At 70.9% G+C, this 18,440-nt stretch carries 17 protein-coding genes; 12 read left to right on the plus strand and 5 right to left on the minus strand.

Features of this window, described 5'->3' with window-relative positions:
* Positions 1-179 precede the first annotated feature (179 nt).
* From ITJ66_RS19915 to ITJ66_RS20265, 3 genes are all read right to left on the minus strand, one after another.
* Entirely contained in the window at positions 180-1,670 is a 1,491-nt protein-coding gene (locus ITJ66_RS19915; protein WP_194645448.1) for an HNH endonuclease signature motif containing protein, read from the minus strand.
* 470 nt (positions 1,671-2,140) lie between these two features.
* Positions 2,141-2,761, minus strand: a complete 621-nt coding sequence (locus ITJ66_RS17445) for a type II CAAX prenyl endopeptidase Rce1 family protein (RefSeq protein ID WP_194645449.1) — start codon at positions 2,759-2,761, stop codon at positions 2,141-2,143.
* Between the two features lie 161 nt (positions 2,762-2,922).
* A complete protein-coding gene (locus ITJ66_RS20265) occupies positions 2,923-4,131 on the minus strand; it encodes an HAD-IA family hydrolase (protein ID WP_194645450.1) in 1,209 nt (402 codons plus the stop codon).
* A 356-nt stretch (positions 4,132-4,487) separates the two neighbouring features.
* Here ITJ66_RS20265 and ITJ66_RS17455 point away from each other — a divergent pair, with 356 nt between their 5' ends.
* The 6 genes from ITJ66_RS17455 (at position 4,488) to ITJ66_RS17480 (ending at position 10,144) form a co-directional block, all read left to right on the plus strand.
* Positions 4,488-5,525 (plus strand): LacI family DNA-binding transcriptional regulator, encoded by a 1,038-nt coding sequence (locus ITJ66_RS17455; RefSeq protein ID WP_159879498.1) that lies wholly within the window; start codon positions 4,488-4,490, stop codon positions 5,523-5,525.
* Entirely contained in the window at positions 5,522-6,616 is a 1,095-nt protein-coding gene (locus ITJ66_RS17460; protein WP_194645451.1) for a class I mannose-6-phosphate isomerase, read from the plus strand. The genes ITJ66_RS17455 and ITJ66_RS17460 overlap by 4 nt, the downstream gene beginning before the upstream one ends.
* Before the next feature lie 130 nt (positions 6,617-6,746).
* Positions 6,747-7,508, plus strand: a complete 762-nt coding sequence (locus ITJ66_RS17465; RefSeq protein ID WP_079707372.1) for an ATP-binding cassette domain-containing protein — start codon at positions 6,747-6,749, stop codon at positions 7,506-7,508.
* Entirely contained in the window at positions 7,505-8,590 is a 1,086-nt protein-coding gene (locus ITJ66_RS17470) for an ABC transporter permease (protein ID WP_085512287.1), read from the plus strand. Before ITJ66_RS17465 ends, ITJ66_RS17470 begins: the two co-directional genes overlap by 4 nt.
* Before the next feature lie 135 nt (positions 8,591-8,725).
* Entirely contained in the window at positions 8,726-9,721 is a 996-nt protein-coding gene (locus ITJ66_RS17475) for an ABC transporter substrate-binding protein (protein WP_056013014.1), read from the plus strand.
* Between the two features lie 123 nt (positions 9,722-9,844).
* On the plus strand, positions 9,845-10,144 hold the full coding sequence (locus tag ITJ66_RS17480; RefSeq protein ID WP_194645452.1) for a hypothetical protein: 300 nt from the start codon (positions 9,845-9,847) through the stop codon (positions 10,142-10,144).
* A 38-nt stretch (positions 10,145-10,182) separates the two neighbouring features.
* On the opposite strand, the gene ITJ66_RS17485 is transcribed toward ITJ66_RS17480, so the two are convergent.
* Positions 10,183-11,001: a class II fructose-bisphosphate aldolase gene (locus ITJ66_RS17485; protein WP_194645453.1), complete on the minus strand. Its 819-nt coding sequence runs from the start codon at positions 10,999-11,001 to the stop codon at positions 10,183-10,185.
* 55 nt (positions 11,002-11,056) lie between these two features.
* Entirely contained in the window at positions 11,057-11,827 is a 771-nt protein-coding gene (locus ITJ66_RS17490) for a DeoR/GlpR family DNA-binding transcription regulator (protein WP_194645454.1), read from the minus strand.
* 132 nt (positions 11,828-11,959) lie between these two features.
* Between ITJ66_RS17490 and ITJ66_RS17495 the strand changes: the two genes are divergently transcribed.
* From ITJ66_RS17495 to ITJ66_RS17520, 6 genes are read left to right on the plus strand one after another with little or no spacing between them, the layout of a single operon-like run.
* Positions 11,960-13,549 carry an FGGY-family carbohydrate kinase gene (locus tag ITJ66_RS17495; RefSeq protein ID WP_194645455.1) on the plus strand — a complete coding sequence of 530 codons (1,590 nt, stop codon included), beginning with the start codon at positions 11,960-11,962 and terminating at the stop codon, positions 13,547-13,549.
* Positions 13,546-14,331 (plus strand): DeoR/GlpR family DNA-binding transcription regulator, encoded by a 786-nt coding sequence (locus ITJ66_RS17500; RefSeq protein ID WP_194645456.1) that lies wholly within the window; start codon positions 13,546-13,548, stop codon positions 14,329-14,331. Before ITJ66_RS17495 ends, ITJ66_RS17500 begins: the two co-directional genes overlap by 4 nt.
* Positions 14,328-15,332 (plus strand): 1-phosphofructokinase family hexose kinase, encoded by a 1,005-nt coding sequence (locus tag ITJ66_RS17505; RefSeq protein WP_194645457.1) that lies wholly within the window; start codon positions 14,328-14,330, stop codon positions 15,330-15,332. The genes ITJ66_RS17500 and ITJ66_RS17505 overlap by 4 nt, the downstream gene beginning before the upstream one ends.
* Positions 15,329-16,801 (plus strand): rhamnulokinase family protein, encoded by a 1,473-nt coding sequence (locus tag ITJ66_RS17510; protein ID WP_194645458.1) that lies wholly within the window; start codon positions 15,329-15,331, stop codon positions 16,799-16,801. Before ITJ66_RS17505 ends, ITJ66_RS17510 begins: the two co-directional genes overlap by 4 nt.
* Positions 16,798-17,640, plus strand: a complete 843-nt coding sequence (locus tag ITJ66_RS17515) for a class II aldolase/adducin family protein (protein ID WP_194645459.1) — start codon at positions 16,798-16,800, stop codon at positions 17,638-17,640. The genes ITJ66_RS17510 and ITJ66_RS17515 overlap by 4 nt, the downstream gene beginning before the upstream one ends.
* On the plus strand, positions 17,637-18,383 hold the full coding sequence (locus ITJ66_RS17520; protein ID WP_194645460.1) for an SDR family oxidoreductase: 747 nt from the start codon (positions 17,637-17,639) through the stop codon (positions 18,381-18,383). Before ITJ66_RS17515 ends, ITJ66_RS17520 begins: the two co-directional genes overlap by 4 nt.
* Positions 18,384-18,440: the final 57 nt, after the last annotated feature.

Consider the following 18,440-nt stretch of genomic DNA (forward strand, 5'->3'; position numbering starts at 1 on the left):
TGTCGAAGGGCGGGTGTGGCGGCTGTTCGTGTGCCCTTCGACAGGCTCAGGGACCGGGATGGCCGGGTTGTCGAATACGGCGTCGTTCCCTGAGCGTGTCCGGGTGTGCTGGGTTCCCGTTTCGGTCCTTGAGCTGGTCGAAGGGTAGGCGTGTGCGGAGGCAGAGGGGTGCCCCGGGTTCAGGCGGCGAGGTGGATTCGTCCGCCTCGGATGGGGGTTTGGTGTCGGTCGATGTGGCTGGGTGGGATGAACCAGGGGATGCCGTTTTGGATGGTGATGGTCCAGTGGTCGTCGTGGATGCGGTGGTGGTGGAAGGGGCAGAGGAGGATGCCGTTGTCGAGGTTGGTGGGGCCGCCTTGGGACCACCAGGTGATGTGGTGGGCTTCGGTGAAGGATGGTGGGTGGGTGCAGCCGGTCCAGGCGCAGCCGCCGTCGCGTTCGGCGAGGGCGAGTTTTTGTCCGCGGGTGAAGAGGCGGGTGCTGGTGCCGAGGTCGAGGACCTGGGTTGGGCCGCCGAGGATCATGGGGATGAGGTTGGCGTCGGCGGCGAGGCGGCGGAGGGCGCCGGGGCCGATGGGTTCGTCGATGCCGTCGATGGTGGTGGTGCCGAGACCGGTTTCGAGGGTGTCGTGGTCGGTGCGGATGATGACGGTGACGGGGGTGAGTTCGGTGGCGGCGGCGTTGCAGCCGGCCAGGTGGCGGAAGGTCTCGGTGAGGGCGATGGCGCGGCGTCGGTCGATGGGGATGAGTGACGGCCCGTCGGGCATGGGTTTCCCGGATCCGTCGGGTTGGTCGGCGGGGTCGGCCGTGTCGGGGTGGGTGAAGTGGGGTTTGCGGGTGGTGGCGCCGATGAGGGCGTCGAGGCCGGCGCGGATGAAGGCGGCGCTTTCTGGGGCGAGTTCGGCGCGGAGGAGGGTCATGCCGGTGGGGAGTTCGTGGATGGTGCAGCGTTCTGCTCGGCGGAGGAGTTCGTCGCGGGGTTCGCGGCCGTCTTGGTCGAGGCGGGTGCGGACGAGTTTCGCGATGCGGGTGACGTCCTGCAGTGGCGCGTGGGCGGCGTGCTCGACCGCGATCACCGACGCCGCTTGCAGTTCGCCTCTGCTGCAGATGCGGCCCGCGTTGCGGAGCTCCCGGACGATGACCGCAGCACCATCCACGCTGAGGGGTGCTTTGGGTGTGCCGCCATCGCTTGACGGGTGGGTGTCATCCGGGACTGCGTCGGTGTTCGATGACTCGGGACTGGCGGCCGGTTCGAGGGCGGAGGTGATCGCCGGGAACGGACATTCCTCCAACTCGCCGAGCAGCCCGCGGGGCTGCGTGATCGCGGCACCGACCTCCGCGATCGCCGCGCCTCGGGCGCGTGCCACCCGCCACCGCTCGGACACCATGACGCCAGGGTTGGCGTAACCGGCGGCGCGCACGAGGGTGCCGTCGCGGCGGGTAGGCGACGGCCGCAACGCGATCGCGCCGGTGACGCGCGCGGCGAGGACCTCGACCGCGTGCTGCACGGCGCCGAGTTCGTCCAGGACCCGGAGGATCGCTTCGTCGTTCATGTTCTCGAGCTGTTCCGCGACACAGGCGCCTGGACGGATCGCGTCGAGCGCGCCCTGCCAGACCGCATCGAACCCCGCCGCGGCGGCGGCGAGTGGGTTCGGTGCGGTGCTGGTCACGGGTCCATCCAAACACGGACCACTGACATTCGAACGGTTACCGAATCAGCCGCTGATCAGCCCATTTATCCGACAATTGATACTTCCTCAGGGCCCCCTTCGACAGGTTCAGAGACCGGCGATGACGCGTCCGCCGAGCCTGCCGAGGTGCGGTGGGGGAGGTTGTTCGAGGGCCCTTCGACGAGCTCGGGGACCGGCGGGGGCGCGGTCGCGGAGTCTGTCGAGGTGCGGTGGGGAAGGCTGTTCGTGGGCCCTTCGACAAGCTCAGGGAACGGCGGTGACGCGGTCGCGGAGTCTGTCGTGGTGCGGTGGGGAAGGGTGTTTGGGGCGCCCTTCGACAAGCTCAGGCACCGAGTGCCCGCGGTGCCGGCGTGCGGTGGGGGAGGTTGCTCGGGGGCCCTTCGACAGGCTCAGGGAACGAGTCTCCGCGGTTGTCGAGGAGTGGTGCAGAAGGGACGTGCGGCCTGACCTCACGCGAAGACGAAGTAGAACGACAGGTGCAGCGTCAGGATGAGGTGCATCGTCGTGAACCGGCGACGGAGCCACGCGAGCAGGAGTCCGAGCGCGAGCATGCTCAGTGCCGGGAGTGGGTTCGGGACGATCCCGAATTTGTCGGGCAGCAGGATGACGTGTCCGAGGGCGAACAGGACGGCGACGGCGGGGATGACCATGCGCGACGGCAAGCGCGCGGCGAGATGGCGTTGCAGGAGTCCGAAGGTCAGGTAGTCCTGCCAGAACACCGAGACGGTCATCCAGAAGATGTAGAGCAGCACGGGGAACTCGAGCTCGTAGTGCAACGGCAACGCGAGTGCGAGCACGACCGGGATGACGTACAGGAATCGCTGCCGAGACGGTGCGAAGAGTTCACGGGTGTGGGTGCGCTGCAGGATGGCGATGGCGATCACCAGGAGGCCGGCGATCAGGGACTCGAGGAACACCACGAGGGTGTCCTCTCGCACCACGAGACGCACGGGGCCTCGGTCGGTGATGCCCGGGGTCAGGCACCACAGCGCGAACCACACCGCGGCGAGGACCAGTGCGGAGAGCGGGCGGAGGGATCGGCGGGAGGGAGCGTCTGTAACGGTCGACATGGCAGTCGATATGTTAGCAGTGTTATTTCAGATGCAAGACAAGGGGGAGGCTCGCAGCCGCCCGAAGCGACGGTGGAGAACGAACCGTCGGCGCGGAGGAGTCGTCGCGATCGAGGACGTGTTCGGAGGCCCGTCGACAGGCGCCCGGATCGGGGTGCCGCTCAGCCGAGCGACGCCGGGACGAGTCGGAACCCACCCTCGGCGACCGGCTCGAGCCGCAGTTGGAAGAGGCCGTCGATCACGAGGTCCGCATCGAGTTCGTGCGCCTCGTGCGTACCCGCAATGCCGACCGTCCAGCAGCCGGCGGCGCGCGCTGCGGCGAGCCCGGCCGGTGCGTCCTCGAACACGACGCACGACTGCGACTCCAAGCCCAGCCGGGTGCGGCCGAGCAGGAACGGTTCGGGGTCCGGCTTGCCCTTCGTGACGTCGTCGAAGGTCACGACGACCTCCGGCCGCACGAGGCCGGCGGCCGCGATCCGGTTGCCGGCGATGAGCCTCGTGCCACTCGTGACGATCGCCTTCGCGTCGTCGCCGAGCGCTGCCAGAGCCTCCGCCGCCCCCGGGAGCGCGATGACGTCGGCGACCTCGTCGGCCTCGATCTCGATGATCCGTGCGAGCGCTCCGGCGACCTGCTCGGGCGGGAAGATCGCGGCGAGCACCTGGGCGGCGGGCTGGCCGTGTCCCGCGGCGAGCAGGTCGCCCTCGAGGCCGTACTCGCGGGCGAGCTGCGCCCACGACCGGTTCACCGCCGGCGTCGAGTCGATGAGGGTCCCGTCGAGGTCGAAGAGCCCGGCGGCGAAGACCTGGTCGAAGATCGGGGCGGAGGCCTCGATGGTCCGTCCGAGACCGAGCGCGCGTTGGACGGCGGCGAGCTGCTGCGAGGTGGGCAACGCGGCTTCGATCGACAGGTGCTCGATGGCGGGTGGGGTGTCGGTCGACGGGTCCACGATGTGTGTGTCCCGCTCGGCACCTCGTTCGGCCCGGCGAGCCGCGAGCGTGGCGGCATCGGCGTGCAGCCAGACGACCTTCGGGACGACCCCGGCCGCCTCGACGAGCGCGTTCCATTCGGCGCCGCCACGGAGCTCCGCGGTGAAGGGTGCCACGAGTACCGCGCCGACACCACTGCCGCGTTGGTCGGCGAGGACCGCTCGGAGGGCCGCGTACCGTGCCGGGCGCATGGTCGGGCGCAGCTTCGCGTCGTTCCAGTGGAGCGGTTCGGCGCCATCGGGATCGCTCACCGCACCGAGACCGTCGAGCAACGGATTGGTGATGGTGTCGAGGTCGAGGAGCGGGAGTCGGAGGGCTCGGGCGAGCTCACGTCCGAGGGTGGTCTTGCCGCTTCCGGCTGCTCCTGCGACGACGACGATCACGCTGACTCCTCGATGATTCCGGGGTGGCGACCCGCATCCGAGGGGTCTGAACGCCTCTTCAATGCGAGTTCCAAATGAATTTGATCTCTTTCAGACAACGTTGCTTGACAACGTTGTCGGTCTGCGGTCAGTATAGGCCCACGAAGGAACGACGGGGTTCTGCAGCTGCACCACCCCGACCGATGACAACGCTGTCAGGAGGTGGAGCCCATGGGCACCTGCAACCCCGCGATCACCGCGACCAGTCCGATCCGGACACGTGCGCACGTCCCGTCGCTCCGGACCGGCTGCGACGTCCGACCCGTTCCGCTTCCCGTCAGGGGGACCCGCTGATGCGGCCGCCCGGGATCAAGGATGTGGCTGCGCAGTCCGGCGTCAGCATCAAGACCGTCTCGCGGGTGGTGAACGGCGAACCGTCCGTCCACCCCGAGACCCGAAGCCGCGTGCTCGAGGCGATCGATCGCCTCGGGTACGTGCCCAACACGGCCGCCCGCTCCCTGAAGTCCGGCACCGGCGGCGCGATCGGCGTCCTCATCGACTCGCTCGCCGACCCGTTCTTCGCCTCGCTCGTGAGCGCCATCGAGGCCCGCGCGCTCAAGGAGGGCCTCAGCGTCCTCGTGGCGAGCACCGGGCTCGACGAGGGGCGCGAGCGCGACCAGCTCACCGGGTTCATCGCCGGCCACCAGGTCGCCGGCGTCATCATCGCCCCGGTCGCCGCGGAGCTGCCCTACCTCGAGGCGTTCCGGAACGTGACGCCCGTCGTGGCCGTCGACCGTCCGCTCGCCGCCTTCGACAGCGTCGTGGTCGACGACTACGCCGCCACCCAGCTCGCGATCCGCCAGTTCGTCGAGCTCGGCCACACCCGCATCGCCTTCTACGACCGGGACGAACGCTTCCTCACCATCCGTCGGCGCTACCAGGGCTACACCGACGTCCTCGCCGAGGCGGGGATCGACCTCGACCCGTCGCTCGTCTCCTGGACCATCGACGGCTCGCTCGACTACGCCGCCGAGACGGAGCGCCTGCTCGGACTCGAGGACCCGCCCACCGCGTTCTTCGCGTCGAACGCGAAGGCGGCGATCGGCCTGACGACCTCCCTGCACCGCATCGGGCGGGAGGGGACGGCGCACATCGCGTTCGGCGACTTCACCCTCGCCGACGTCCTGCGACCGGCCGTCAGCTGCATCAACCAGGATCCGTTCGTCATCGGGACCGCCGCCATCGAACGACTCCTCGAACTGCGCGAATCACCGGCCGACGAGCCGCGCGAGTGGGTCGTCCCGACCTCCCTGGTGTCGCGTGGTTCCGGAGAGATCCCCGGCCCGGCACAGCGTCACACCGTGGACGCGCGCACCGCGTCCACCACGAGCATGGTCGGAGGACCAGCAGCATGAGCACGACCCAGCCCACGAGGCTCGCCCAGCCGACGCGACTCGCGCCGAACCTCATCGAGCACTTCTACCGCGGCGGTGACCGCATCGCCGGCTTGCGCGGCATCGAGCAGCAGAGCGAGTTCCAGCCGGAGGAGTGGCTCGGGGCGACCGTGAGCCGCGCCGACCAGGAGCCCGGCGGTGCCATCGGCCTCGCCCGCACCGTCGACGGCGTCCTCCTCCGCGACCTCGTCGCGGCCGACCCGGAGCAGTGGACCGGGGCGGGACAGGATCACGGCACCGACGCCGCCGACACCGGCATCCTCGTCAAGCTGCTCGACGCCCGTCAGCGGCTCCCCGTCCACGTCCACCCGGATCGAGCGTTCGCCGCCTCCCACCTCGACTGCGCCTACGGCAAGACGGAAGCCTGGTTCATCCTCGACGCCGAGCCCGGTTCGGCCGTCCACCTCGGATGGAGCGAGGACGTCGACCCCGACGAACTCGACCGTCGTCGCGACGCCCAGGACAGCGAGTGGATGCTGTCGCACATGAACCGGATCGTCGTCGAGCGCGGCATGGGCATCCTCGTCCCGGCCGGCACGGCCCACGCGATCGACGGCGGCATCTTCCTCGCGGAGGTGCAGGAACCGACCGACCTCTCCATCCTCCTCGAGTGGTCGGTCACGACCTCGACGCGCGACGAGTCCCACCTCGGCCTCGGATTCGAGACCGTGATGGGCGCGGTGTCGACGACGGCACTCCCGCAGTCCGAGATCGAACACCTCGTCGTGCTGCACGACCTCGACGCCCGGACGGACGCGCCGGTGTCGCTGTTGCCCGAGGCCGCCGACCCCTACTTCCAGCTCTTTGCCGTGGCGCCCGGCACCGACGGCAGCGCGCCCGTGGTCGCCGGCTTCTCGGTGGCCCTCGCGCTCACCGGCGCAGGCGCACTGGTCTCTGAGACCGGCGCCGAGGCCGTCGAGTTCTCCGCCGGAGAGGTCTTCGCCGTCCCGGCCGGGTTCGGGCCCTGGACCGTCAGCGGCTCGGCCACCGTGCTCGCCGCCGGCCCCGGTGCGGGCTGGCCGGCGACCCTCGCATCGGGAGGCATCCGATGACGCCACCCCTCGACGCAGGACCCACGATCACGCAGCAGCTCACCACACACCACCGCCCCGAACGGCGGTACGACAGCCACCACACGCCGGACCCGTCCACCGGGGCCGGCTGGAAAGGAACGAGAACGACATGACGACTCCCGTCTTGGAGGCCAGAGGCCTCACCCGGCAGTTCGGGCACGTCCGCGCCCTCGACGAAGCGGACTTCGAGGTCTACCCCGGCGAGGTCACCGCCCTCATCGGCGACAACGGGGCGGGCAAGTCCACCCTGGTCAAAGCCCTCTCCGGCAACCTCGCGGTCGACAGCGGCGTGATCAAGTTCGAAGGCGAACCGATCACCCTCACCTCGCCCATGCAGTCGAGCGCGCTCGGCATCGAGACGGTCTACCAGGACCTCGCACTCGCGCCCCACCTCGATCCCGTGCAGAACGTCTACCTCGGCCGCGAGATCATGCGGCCTGGCCTCGGCGGGCTGCTCGGCCTCATGAACGTCAAGGAGATGAGCAAGCAGTCGCGTCACGCCTTCGACGAACTCGGCGCGACAGTCCGCTCGCTCACCGACCCGGTGGGCGCGATGTCCGGTGGGCAGCGCCAGGCGATCGCCATCGCCCGCGCGGTGCACTGGGCCAACAAGGTCGTCTTCCTCGACGAACCGACGGCCGCCCTCGGCGTCCGCCAGACGAAGAACGTGCTCGAGACGATCCGCCGGGTGCGCGACAAGGGCATCGCGGTCGTCTTCATCAGCCACTCGATGCCGCACGTCATGGAGGTGTCCGACCGCGTGCAGGTGCTGCGGCTCGGCCACCGCGCGGCGACGGTCGACACGAAGGACACGAACATGGAAGAACTCGTCGGTCTCATGACCGGTGCCAGCACGAGGAACGTCGCATGAGCGCGGTGAAGCAGGCCGAGATGGGGCCGGAGACGACCGCCATCGAGACGGCCAAGGATCGGGAGACCCCGATCAGGAAGCTCTTCAAGGCCCAGGCCTTCCAGATCTTCATCGTCCTCCTCGTCGTCATCGCGATCTTCTCCGCGATCGCGCCCGACACCTTCGCGCAGCTGTCCAACCTGCGGCTCGTCGTGCAGAACGCCTCGATCCTCGCGGTGCTCGGCGTCGGCATGACCTACGTCATCATCACCTCCGGCATCGACCTCTCGATCGGATCCGTCCTCGTCTTCTCGGGTGTCGTGTCCGCGACGACGATGCGGGCCATGGGCGGCGACGACTGGGGGACCGCGATCGTCGGCATCATCGTCTCGATCGGCGTCGGCATCCTCTGGGGGACGTTCAACGGCATCCTCATCTCGAAGGCGAAGGTGCCGCCGCTGATCGTCACCCTCGGTAGCCTCGGCATGGCGCTCGGCCTCGCCCAGATCCTCACCGGCGGTGTCGACATCCGCGAGGTGCCGTCGGTCCTCACCGACTCCATCGGGTACGGCAACATCTTCGGCGCAGTCCCGATCATCTCGGTCATCGCCCTCGTCGTCGTCATCATCGGTGCGCTCATCCTCCACAAGACGAAGTTCGGCCTGTACACCTACGCGGTCGGATCGAGCGAGGAGGCGGCACGACGCGTCGGCGTGAAGGTCGACCGTCACCTCATCCGCATCTACGCGATCTCCGGAGGCCTCGCGGGTCTCGCCGGCATCCTGTCGCTGTCGCAGTTCGGCACCACCGCGATCGCCGGTCAGTCGCAGACGAACCTGAACGTCATCGCCGCGGTCGTCATCGGTGGCACCTCGCTCTTCGGTGGCTACGGGACGATCTTCGGCACCGTCGTCGGTCTGTTCATCCCCGCCGTCCTCCAGAACGGCTTCGTCATCACCGGCGTGCAGCCGTTCTGGCAGCAGGTCGCGGTCGGCGCCGTCCTCATCCTGGCCGTCTACGTCGACCAGGTCCGCCGTTCCTCCGCAGCCCGCGGTGGATCCACCAGCTTCTGGCGAGCCCTCGTCAGCAGGAAGAAGAAATAGAGCTGCTGATCAACCAGGCGGCGTCCACCAGGCGAAGCCCTCGTCAGCAGGAAGAAGAAGTAGCCCCTTACACAGATCAACACCCCCCCGCACCATCCCAGTAGTCCAGAAGTTCAAGAGAAACGGGTAATCACAATGAAGTGGAAGAAGTCAGTTCTCGGAGTCCTCGCGCTCGGCGCGTCGGCAGGCCTCATGCTCACCGGCTGTTCCGGTGGCGCGAGCTCGGGCGGCAGCAGCGCAGGCGCAGGTTCCGACGGCTACAAGATCGCGTTCATCCAGGGCGTCGCAGGCGACGAGTTCTACATCTCGATGCAGTGCGGTATCGAATCGGCGGCGAAGGATGCCGGCGCGACGGTCACGACCCAGGGTCCGGAGAAGTTCGACCCGACGCTGCAGAAGCCGCTCGTCGACTCGGTCGTCGCCTCGAAGCCGGACGCGATCCTCGTCGCTCCGACCGACGTGAAGGCCATGGAGGCCCCCCTGAAGGCTGCGGCCGACGCGGGCATCAAGGTCGTCCTCGTCGACACCACCGTCGACGACCCGTCGTTCGCGGTCTCGCAGATCTCGAGCGACAACAAGGGCGGCGGCGCTGCGGCGTTCGACGCGATCAAGGAAGCGCACCCCGAGGGCGGCAAGGTCCTCGTGGTCTCGGTCGACCCCGGCATCTCGACCACGGACGCCCGTGCCGAGGGCTTCCAGGAAGCGGTGAAGGGCGATGACAAGTTCACCGACCTCGGCGTGCAGTACAGCCACAACGAGCCGTCCACGGCTGCCGAGATCGTGACCGCGGCGCTCCAGAAGGACCCCGACATCGTGGGCATCTTCGCAGCGAACCTGTTCGCGGCCGAAGGTTCCGCGACCGGTGTCAAGCAGGCCGGCAAGGAGGACTCGGTCACCATCGTCGGGTTCGACGCAGGTCCCGCCCAGGTCAAGCAGCTGAAGGAGGGCACCGTCCAGGCGCTCGTCGCTCAGGAGCCGGCCACCATCGGCAAGGACGGCGTCGCCCAGGCGATCGCCGCTCTGAACGGTGACAAGGTCGAGGCCAAGATCGAGACCGGCTTCACCATCATCACCAAGGACAACGTCGACGGCGACGCGAAGGATGCCGTCTACCAGTCCAAGTGCGGCTAGGCCTGCTGGCCACCCCGCACAACCAGACCGCGACGGCGTCGGAGCATCGAGCTCCGGCGCCGTCGCGCTGCGTCCGGCAGCTCCGCCTCGACGCCACCCTCCACGGGGTGCGAGAATCGCGACATGACCCAGGTGATCGTCGCGGCGACCGCGGTGCGCCGGCTGTCCGACGATGCTCCGGGACGGATCGAGGCCGAGGTCGTCGATGCAGCGGGGCGAGCCCACCGCCTGGTCATCGCGGTCCCCGAACGCGCGAGCCGTGCGGCCGCCGCGTCGACCGACGTCCCGTTCCGACTCGGGCTCCGGGCCGAGTACGTGCGTATGGAGGGACAGGCGGTGGTGATCCGGTTCGCGGACGGCGTCACCACCACCGAGGGCCTCGGCGGGGTCTGCCTGGACCCGGACATCGTCCACTGGTTGTGAACGACTCGATCGACTGACGGTCGGGTCGGCGACGAGTCCTATGCGACGAGGGTGAGGAGCCGCGCGACCTCGGCGGCGACGGCGTCGCGTGCCGGGCCGAGGTACTTCCGCGGGTCGACGAGTGACGGGTCCGCGTCGAGGCGCTCACGGACGGCTCGGGTGAAGACGCCGTTGATGTGGGTCGAGATGTTGATCTTGCGCATGCCCGCGTCCACCGCCCGCACGAGGTCCTCGTCGCTCACGCCGCTCGAACCGTGCAGGACGAGCGGGACGGGGACGGCTGCCGCGAGTTCGCGGATGAGGCCGAAGTCCAGGGTCGCGCTCCGCGACGTCATCGCGTGCGAGCTGCCGACCGCGACCGCGAGGCCGTCGACGCCGGTGCCCGCGACGAACGCCGCGGCTTCACCGGGGTCGGTCCGGACGCCGGGCGTGTGTGCGCCGCCCTTCCCCCCGATCGCTCCGAGTTCCGCCTCGACCCATACGCCCTGCGCCTGGGCTGAGCGGGCGACCGCTGCGGTGCGATCTCGGTTCTCCTCGTCGGGGAGGGTCGCTGCATCGAACATGACCGAGGTGAATCCGAGCCGCACCGCCTCCTCGACGAGCGTCTCGTCCTCGGCGTGGTCGAGGTGCACGGCGGTCGCGATGCCGGCCTCGCGGGCGAGCTCCAGGCTCGCGAGCCCGATCGGCGCGAGGCCGCCGTGGTACCTCGCCGCGTTCTCGGACACCTGCAGGATGACGCCCCGGCCCGCGAGCTCCGCGCCGCGGAGGATGGCCTCGCCGTGTTCGAGCTGGATGACGTTGAAGGCGAGCACGGCGCGCTGCGCGTCGAGGAGCGCAGCGGTGGAGACGAGCGTCATGGTGGTTCCTCTCGGGGTGCACGCGGGATGATCGACCCGGTGCCGGTGGGGATGGTCAGGTGGTGGCCAGCAGCAGCTCTGGACCGCTCTCGGCGAGCGCGTCGACGGTGTCCGGGTCGAGCCCGTCGTCGGTCACGATCTGATCGAACTCGTCGAGTCCCGCGGCCCGGTGGAACGAGGTGGTGGCGAACTTCGCGGCGGTGACGGCGAGGATGCGTCGTCTGGAGATACCGAGCATCGCCCGCTTCACCTCGGCCTCCTCCGGCAGCGTCGTCGTGGCGCCCGAGGTGAGCCCCACCCCGTTGGCGCCGAGGACGGCGACGTCGGCGTGGAGCCCCGACAGCCGTTCGACGGTCCACGCGCCGACGGTCGCCTGGGTGACGGCGCGGACCCGCCCGGGCAGGGCGAGCACGGTGAGGCGCGGCCGGCCACCGAGCAGGGCGACGATCGGCAGGCTGTTCGTCACCACGAGGAGTCGGCTGGCGTGGGGGAGGAGCGCGGCGACCTCGAGGGTCATCGCACCGGAGTCGAGGAGGACGACTCCTTCCTCGGGGAGCTGCTCGACGACGAGCCGGGCGACGGCGGCGCGCTCGATGCGCTCGCCCTCGCGGCGTCGTTGGAGGCTGGGCTCGAACGCGGGTCGCCGGGCGAGGACCGCGCCACCGTGGTGGCGGCGGATGAGCCCCTGTCGCTCGAGCACCGCGAGGTCGCGACGGATGGTCTCCGGCGTGACGCCGAGTCGGCTGCTCAGCTCGGCGACCGACAGGGCGCCGTCGCCGTCGCGGGCACCCGCGAGGATCGCGGCGTGACGCTCTGCTGGGTACATGACTGCTCCGTCCGGTCTGGCCAGCGTATCCGAATCTGTCCGGAATCCCTTCCGATTCGGTGGGATAGGTGCAAAGATCAACATGATCGGGCACACCCGACGACGACGATGACGACGAACGGAGGGCCGCCGATGGCTGAGCACGGGCCGCACAGCGCACCCCACGAGTCGGGGTCGCGGTTCCTGCTCGGGATCGACGTCGGGCAGACCGCCGTCAAGGCCGTCCTGCACGACGAGCGGTTGCTGCCGGTCGCGGTCGCTCGGCGCGCGAGCCCCGTCGACCGCCCGGTCGCCCGGCACGCCGAGCGCTCGCAGGACGCCCTGTGGGCCGCGGTCGCCGATGCGGTGTCGGAGGTGATGGCGACCTCGGGTGTCGACCCGACCCTGGTCGCCGCCGTCGGGATCACCGGCCACGGCGACGGCCTGCACCTCGTGACCGCCGCGGGAGCGCCGGTCGGCCCGGCCATCACGGCGATGGACTCCCGGGCGCACGTCGAGGCCGCCGAACTCGCGGCTGACCCGGACCGGCTGCGCGTGGTGCTCGAACGCTCCGGACAGCTGCCGACGCCGGGCGCCCCCGGCAACCTCCTCCGCTGGTTGCTCCGCCACGACCCGGAGCGTGTGGAGCAGGCAGACGCGATGCTCTTCTGCAAGGATGTGGTCCGCCTGCGGCTCACCGGCGAGATCTCCACCGACTACTCCGACGCCTGCGCCTCCTTCCTGGACGTCGGGACCGCCACCTGGAGCGCCGAGGTCCTCGACGCCTACGGCCTGCCCGCCGAGCTGCTCCGCCTGCTGCCGACGATCAACCCGAGCGGCACGATCGTCGGGTCGGTGCTGCCGGAGGCCGCCGCGGTCACGGGCCTCGTCGCCGGGACACCGGTCGTGTCGGGACTCCACGACGTGCAGGCCTCGTCGATCGGCATGGGAGCACTCGTCCCCGGGCGGCTCGCCCTCGTGGCCGGCTCGTTCAGCACCAACGGCGTGACGACGACCCAGCCCGACGTGGACCCGCGGTGGCAGTCCCGCCTCTCGATCACCCCGGACCTGCGGATCGCGATGTCCACGTCGGCGACGGCATCGCCCTCCTTCGACTGGACGCTCCGGCTCCTGGGCGTGACCGACGCCACAGGCCGTGACGAGCTGATCGCCGAGGCCGCAGCACTCCCTCCGGAGGAGCAGGTGCCGCTCATCCTGCCCTTCCAATCGGACTCGCCGCTCGGCGCCGAAGCCTCGGCCACCCTCGCCGGCGTCCGCGACTGGCACACCCGGGCGCATGTGCTGCGCGGAGCCCTCGAGGGCATCGTGCTCATGCACCGCTGGCACACCCGTGCGCTCGGCGAACGGTTCCGGTGGGACGAGCCGATCGTCCTCGGCGGCGGCCTCGCGCGGTCGCCACTGTACGTGCAACTCGTGGCCAACGCGCTTCGAGCGCCCGTGACGGTCGTTGACTCGGAGGAGGCCGGAGCCCTCGGCGCTGCGATCGTCGCCGGGGTCGCCACCGGACTCCTGCCGTCGGTGGAACAGGCCCAGCACGACGTCGTCCGACACGCACCCGCCGTCCTGCCGACGGACGCCTCGGCCGCGTACTGGGCCGGGGTCGGACACGCGTTCGACGAGCTCGTCGAGGCCCTCGGCCCCTGGTGGCGACGACGGGCCGAGGAGTCGAGCCCCGACGGTCCGGCGTCCGAACGCGACGACCGTGCCGGGGTGGAACGATGAGCGCGTCCGTCGGCGGCCGCGGGACGGCCACGTCCAGCCCGGTGGACGACCGGCGTCGGGAGATCCTCACCCGACTCGACCAGGACGGGCGGGTCGAGGTCGGCGTGCTCGCAGTGGACCTCGGCGTGACCGAGGAGACGATCCGACGCGACCTCCGCGTCCTCGAACTCGACGGACGCCTCCGACGCGCGCACGGCGGTGCGGTGCGGGTCGACCTCGACCCGGGCCAGGACTCCGGGGTGTCCGGTGCGCTCGCCGCGCGGGCGCTGACCCTGGTCGACCCGGGCTCAGCGGTCTTCCTCGGCGCGGGGTCCGCCTGCGAGGCGCTCGCCGCAGGCCTCGCGGCGACTGCCGGGACCATCATCGTGACCGGTTCGGTGCCGGTGGCGATGGCCGCGGTCGCTGCCGAGGAATCGGCCGTCGTCCACCTCGTCGGCGGGACGGCGGACGGGCGCGGCGTCCTCACCGGCGCCTGGGCGCGCGAGCAGCTCGCCGGCCTCCGCCTCGACGTCGCGGTCGTCGAGGCGCTCGGTGTCTCCGCGGACGGCCGACTGCTCCACGCCTCGCCGGAGGAGGCGGCGGTCGTCGCGTCGGCGGTCGAGCTGGCGTCCACGACGATCCTCCTGGGCGACCCGGCGACGTTCGGTGCCGACGGCCTCGCGGCCTCCGTCCCGGCCGCCCGCCTCGACGTGGCGGTGGTGCATCACGGCGTCGACGAACCGACCCTCGCCGCCCTCCTCGCGACCGGCGTCCGCGTCGAGACGGTCGGGGCGGACGCATGAGCGGCATCGTGACGGTCACGCCGGCGGCCGCGATCGACCAGACCTACCGCGTCGACGGGCTGCGACTCGGCGACGTCAACCGGGCGGTGGGCGTGTCCACCGAGCTGAGCGGCAAGGGCGTCAACGTCGCGCGGGCGGTCACCCTCTCGCCGCTCCCGGTCCGTGCAGTAGTGCCGATGGGTGCGGACGGACGGATCCTCGCCGACGACCCGGCACTCCGGACGTTGCTCGCCGTGGTCCCGACCGACGGTCGGACGCGGGTGAACACGACCATCCTCGACGCCGCGACCGGGACGACCAAGGTCAACGAACCGGCGATCCCGCTGCGCGCCGAGGACTGGGCCGCCGTCGTCGCGACCGCCGGGGCCGAGATCGACCGGATCGGCGCGGACTGGCTCGTCCTCTCCGGCACGATCCCGGCGGTCCAGGGCGGCACCGGCCTCGTCGACATCCTCCAGTTGCTCCGGCAGGCGGGTGACCGGGGAGCGCGCGTGGCCGTCGACACCGCGGGTGCGGCGCTCGAGACCGCCGTCGCGAACCTCGACCTCGTCCACCTGCTCAAACCGAACGCGCACGAGCTCGCCGAGCTCACCGGCCGTGAGCTGCTGACGATCGGCGATGTCGCCTCCGCCGCCGACGAACTGCACCGTGCCGGCTGCGACCTCGTCTACGTGAGCATGGGGGCCGACGGGGCGCTCCTCCGCACCGCGGCGGGCCTGTGGCACGCGCACGTCGCAGCCACGGTCGTGAACACGGCCGGTGCCGGCGACGCCTCGTTGGCCGGATTCCTCGTCGGACTCCACGGCGAGGACGGACGGGACGACCCGGCGGCGGCGGTCGCGTCTGCCGCCGCCTGGGGTGCGCTCGCCGTGTCGAGCGCGACGACCATCCTCACCTCCCTCGAGGCGCTGACGACACCGGTCGCCGTCCAGGACCCCGACCCGACGACGCCGCTGAGCGAACCGGCCACGCCGCCACGCGACGAGGCGACGACGCCATGATCGATCAGGCCGTTCCACGCTTCCATGCCGCCGTAGACCTCGGTGCGTCGAGCGGTCGCGTCATGCTCGGGCGCTGGGCCGACGGCCGCTTGGAGCTCACCGAGGTGCACCGGTTCCCGAACGGCCCGATCACGCAGGACGGTCGACTCCGGTGGGATGCGGAGCACCTGTTCGAGGAGACCCTCGTCGGGCTCGCGGAGGCCGTCCGGATCGCAGCGGCCGCGGGCGGTGTGCTCGACGGGATCGGGGTCGACAGCTGGGGCGTGGACATCGCACTCGTGGGCGTCGGCACCGGAACGGCGTTCCCGACCGTGCCGCATCACCGCGGCGCCGACGCCGATGGACCGGCCCGCGCCGCTGTGCTCGTCGACGCAGCGACGGCCTACGCGATGACCGGCGTGCTGGAGCAGACCATCAACACCTCGTACCAGCTGCGGTCCCGCGCCGAGGAGCTCGACGCGCGCCGAGCCGACGGCGATCGCCCGACCGTGTTGCTCGTCCCGGACCTCTGGGTGTGGCTGCTCACCGGCGTCGTCGGAGCGGAGCGCACGATCGCCTCGACGACGCAGTTGCTCGATCAGGGCACCGGCGACTGGGCGGCGGAGCTGATCCGTCGCTGGGGTCTCGACGGCTTCGACTTCCCGCCGGTGGTCGCACCGGGGACGGTCGTCGACCCGACGACGCCGGAGGTCACCGCGCGTCTCGGGTCGAGCGTGCCGATCCCCGTCCACCGCGTCGCGGAGCACGACACCGCGTCCGCGCTCGCCTTCGCCCGTCCGGACGGTGCGGAGCTCCTCGTCTCGAGTGGCAGCTGGTCCCTCGTCGGGGTATGTCTGCCGGCGCCGGTGCTCACCGAGCACGCGCGGACCGCCGGCTTCACGAACGAGGCCGGTGTCTCCGGATCCTCCCTGCTCCTCCGCAACCTGGCGGGGATGTGGCTGCTCACGGAGTGCGCCCGCGCCTGGTCCGCGGAGGACGGGAGCGCGGTCGACCTCGTCGAACTCGTGTCGGCGGCAACGGCGGAGGCGGAGACGGACGAGGACGTCAGGCCCGCGGTGTTCGACGTCGCCGACCCACGGCTGCTCGTCCCGGGTGACATGCCGGAACGCATCGCGACGCTCTGCCGGGAGACCGGACAGCGTCCACCGAGCGGACGGAGCGACACCGTGCGCAGCGTGGTCGAGAGCCTCGCGGTCGCCTACGCCGAGACGGTCCGGGCCTGCGAGGCGATCACCGGGGTAGCGATCCGTTCCGTCCGCATCGTCGGCGGCGGATCGCGCAACCGGCTCCTGTGCGCCCGCACGGCGGCACGGACCGGTCTTCCGGTCACCGCCGGTCCGGCGGAGGCTTCGGCGCTCGGCAACCTGGCCGTGCAGCTCGTCGCGGCCGGTCACGCGCCGTCGCTCGACGCGGTCTACCGGCACGGCCAGGACGACCACGACCACGACCATGAGCGGACACCGACATGACCGACCGCACCGACCAGCCGGAGACCGAGACGGACCTCCTCGACCGCTTCGTCGCCTTCTCGCGCGACCTCGGCCGTCCCGATCGGGCGTGGGCGCTCCTGGCGGAGGGCAACACCTCCCTGCTCCTGCCCGACGACGGTGATCCGGCGATGCTCGTGAAGGCCAGCGGCGCGTCCATGGCCGAGGCGACCGCCGAGGACGCGGTCCGTCTCGCGATCGGACCGGTGCTCGACCTCGTCGACTCGCACGCGGGCGGGGACGCCGAGGTGGCCGCGCTGTTCGATGCCGCGGCCCTCGCGGGGAACGGTCGGCGCCCCTCGGTGGAGGCGATCCTCCACGCCGTCTGCCTCGACCTGCCCGGCGTCGTCGCGGTCGGCCACACCCATCCCGTGCCGGTCAACGCGCTGCTCTGCTCGCCGTCGGCCGACGCCCTGACCCGCGGTTCGCTCTTCCCCGACCAGATCGTGGTCCTCGGCACCGATCCGCTGCTCGTGCCCTACGTCGACCCCGGGCTCGAGCTCGCCCGCACGGTCCGCCGCATGCTGCGCGAGCAGCTCGCCACGACCGGCCGGGTGCCGAAGGTCGTGTACCTGCAGAACCACGGGATGTTCGCCCTCGGATCGAGTGCGGCCGAGGTCGTCCGGATCACCGAGATGGCCGTGAAGGTCGCCCAGGTGGTCCTCGGAGCACTCGCCGCCGGCGGGCCGGTGTACCTGAGCGACGAGGCCGTCGCCCGCATCGACACGAGACCCGATGAACTGCTGCGTCGAGCCGCGCTGGCCGCGCAGGAATCCACGACCGACCGCGCCGGGACGGCGCACGGAAGGACCACGACATGAGCCAGTCGACCAGCGCCATCGACCTCACCGGGCAGGTCGCGATCATCACCGGAGCGTCCTCGGGCATCGGCCGCTCGTACGCCCAGGCGCTCGCCGCTGCCGGGGTGCGCACGGTGCTCGTGGGACGCTCCACCGAGCGACTCTCGGGCGTCGCCGACGCCCTGCCGACTCCGAGCGTCTTCCTGGCGGGTGACCTCGCCGACCCCGCCGTGTCCGAGCAGGCCGTCGCCCTGGCGCTCGCCGCCTTCGGACGTCTCGACATCGTCCTCGCCAACGCGGGCCTCTACGTCGGCGGTGACGTCGTCGACACCCCGATGACCGCGATCGAGGAGCTCGTCGGCGTCAACGTCCTCGGAGCGATGGCGACGGTTCGCGCAGCGCTGCCGCACCTCGTCGAACAGGGCGCGGGCGACGTCCTGGTGACGAGCTCGGTGTCCGGGCACCAGGACATCCACTGGGAGCCCGTCTACTCCGCGACGAAGCACGCCATGCAGTCGTTCGTCCACACCACCCGGCGGAACCTCGTCGGATCCGGGGTGCGGATGGGCGCGGTCGCCCCTGGCGTCGTGCTCAACGAGCTGTGGGGGATCGCCGAGGGGGCTTCCGGGGTGGAGGACCAGATCGCCGCACGCACCGGCATCCGTTCCGAGGACGTCGCCGACGCCGTGCTCTTCATGCTCACGAGACCCCGGCACGTCACCATCCGCGACCTCGTCATCCTGCCCACCGACCAGGAGATCTGAGCGACTCGCGTCGCTCGATGACACCTCCACCAGCCCGCCCCGATCGAAGGACCGCAC

Origin of the sequence: Plantibacter sp. VKM Ac-2885, assembly GCF_015351205.1 — a bacterium.
Taxonomy (GTDB): Bacteria; Actinomycetota; Actinomycetes; order Actinomycetales; family Microbacteriaceae; genus Plantibacter; species Plantibacter auratus.

Excerpts from the sequence above, each read along its gene's own strand:
- ITJ66_RS17445 (WP_194645449.1), bottom strand. The coding sequence starts at position 2,761 with ATGTCGACCGTTACAGACGCTCCCTCCCGCCGATCCCTCCGCCCGCTC.
- ITJ66_RS17460 (WP_194645451.1), top strand. The coding sequence starts at position 5,522 with ATGAGCACGACCCAGCCCACGAGGCTCGCCCAGCCGACGCGACTCGCG.
- ITJ66_RS17465 (WP_079707372.1), top strand. The coding sequence starts at position 6,747 with ATGACGACTCCCGTCTTGGAGGCCAGAGGCCTCACCCGGCAGTTCGGG.
- ITJ66_RS17470 (WP_085512287.1), top strand. The coding sequence starts at position 7,505 with ATGAGCGCGGTGAAGCAGGCCGAGATGGGGCCGGAGACGACCGCCATC.
- ITJ66_RS17475 (WP_056013014.1), top strand. The coding sequence starts at position 8,726 with ATGAAGTGGAAGAAGTCAGTTCTCGGAGTCCTCGCGCTCGGCGCGTCG.
- ITJ66_RS17480 (WP_194645452.1), top strand. The coding sequence starts at position 9,845 with ATGACCCAGGTGATCGTCGCGGCGACCGCGGTGCGCCGGCTGTCCGAC.
- ITJ66_RS17485 (WP_194645453.1), bottom strand. The coding sequence starts at position 11,001 with ATGACGCTCGTCTCCACCGCTGCGCTCCTCGACGCGCAGCGCGCCGTG.
- ITJ66_RS17490 (WP_194645454.1), bottom strand. The coding sequence starts at position 11,827 with ATGTACCCAGCAGAGCGTCACGCCGCGATCCTCGCGGGTGCCCGCGAC.
- ITJ66_RS17495 (WP_194645455.1), top strand. The coding sequence starts at position 11,960 with ATGGCTGAGCACGGGCCGCACAGCGCACCCCACGAGTCGGGGTCGCGG.
- ITJ66_RS17500 (WP_194645456.1), top strand. The coding sequence starts at position 13,546 with ATGAGCGCGTCCGTCGGCGGCCGCGGGACGGCCACGTCCAGCCCGGTG.
- ITJ66_RS17505 (WP_194645457.1), top strand. The coding sequence starts at position 14,328 with ATGAGCGGCATCGTGACGGTCACGCCGGCGGCCGCGATCGACCAGACC.
- ITJ66_RS17510 (WP_194645458.1), top strand. The coding sequence starts at position 15,329 with ATGATCGATCAGGCCGTTCCACGCTTCCATGCCGCCGTAGACCTCGGT.
- ITJ66_RS17515 (WP_194645459.1), top strand. The coding sequence starts at position 16,798 with ATGACCGACCGCACCGACCAGCCGGAGACCGAGACGGACCTCCTCGAC.
- ITJ66_RS17520 (WP_194645460.1), top strand. The coding sequence starts at position 17,637 with ATGAGCCAGTCGACCAGCGCCATCGACCTCACCGGGCAGGTCGCGATC.